The organism is Verrucomicrobium sp. BvORR106 (assembly GCF_000739655.1).
In the GTDB taxonomy this organism is placed as follows: Bacteria; Verrucomicrobiota; Verrucomicrobiia; order Verrucomicrobiales; family Verrucomicrobiaceae; genus Verrucomicrobium.
Genome location: NZ_BATR01000106.1, coordinates 1 through 1,099, shown reverse-complemented (window position 1 = coordinate 1,099; position 1,099 = coordinate 1). Strand labels below are relative to the sequence as shown.

General features: G+C 61.4%; 1 protein-coding gene and 1 pseudogene. One reads left to right on the top strand and one right to left on the bottom strand.

The features are described 5' to 3' along the window. A partial coding sequence (locus BV106_RS19235; RefSeq protein WP_265595851.1) for a DUF1080 domain-containing protein occupies window positions 1-643 on the top strand: 643 nt, incomplete at its 5' end. Between the two features lie 111 nt (window positions 644-754). Here the strand turns inward: BV106_RS19235 and BV106_RS19230 are convergent. After that, window positions 755-1,099: pseudogene (locus BV106_RS19230) on the bottom strand (hypothetical protein); the annotation flags it as partial.

Genomic DNA, 1,099 nt, shown 5'->3' with positions numbered 1-1,099 from the left:
GTTAACGCACGATCGCGGTCACTTCCCACGTTTCGACGTGCGCATGAAACTGCCCGCTCTCCTCTGTACCCTCGTCGCACTCACCCTTCTCGTCCAGCCGAGCCCCGTCGCGGCTCAAAACAGCCCGACGGAAGCCTGGCAGCCCGAAACCGGCTTCGTGAGTCTGTTTAACGGCAAGGATCTTTCCGGCTGGAACGACCCCAAAAAGGGCGAGAATTTCGAAGGCAAGACCGCCTCCAGCGACGGCCGCTACTCCGCCGCCAACGGCGTGCTTACCGTGAACCCACCCAAGGATGCGCCACGCCTCATCCAGCAGATCTACACGGTGAAGGAGTTTCCCAAGGATTTCGTCCTGAAGCTGGAGTTCCGCGCTTCCGTGAATGCGGACAGCGGCATCTTCCTCCGGAAGCCCCAGCTTCAGTGCCGCGATTACCTGGTGGCGGGCCCTTACAAGGAGCTCAAGCAATACAAAGCCCAGGATTGGAACCAGATCGTCGTGACAGTCAAAGACGGAGTGGCCCACTGCACCTGCAACGGTGAAGTGCTGGAAGCAGCACTCACCCTGCCCCCTACCGGCCCCATCGGCCTGGAAGGTGACCGCGGCACCATGGAGTACCGGCACATCCAGCTGAAGGAGCTCTAGTCTCCCCCTGACGAATCTCACTGCCGTCCGCCCAGGAAAGCCGCCTTCAGGCCCCTGGTCACGCTCTCCATCTTCGTGGCCCGTAGGTAATATTGGCGGACGGCATGTAACTCAAAGGGAAGGCTGCAGCCGGTCTGGCACATTGTCGTTGTTCCGGTCAAACGGAAGCGGGTCCACGAGATTGGCCTCACCATCTCCGTCTTCATCACCCGAAGACTTGAGCCACCCGTGGGCTTCAGGAAACCACTCTCCCCTCTGCGCCAGGGCACGCCAGAGGTGCACCACGGCCTCACCACGCAACAGAGGCCTGGCCCTCTGATCCAGCAATCCACGGGAAGCTGGCAATCCAGAGCGGGTCAACCAGTCGTGCAGGGTGGCGAACGTCGCCCCCTCATCGGGTCGGAACACGTTCGCCGTGGGCTGAAAGTCGCCCCAGGTGACCATGGCTTCGATCAT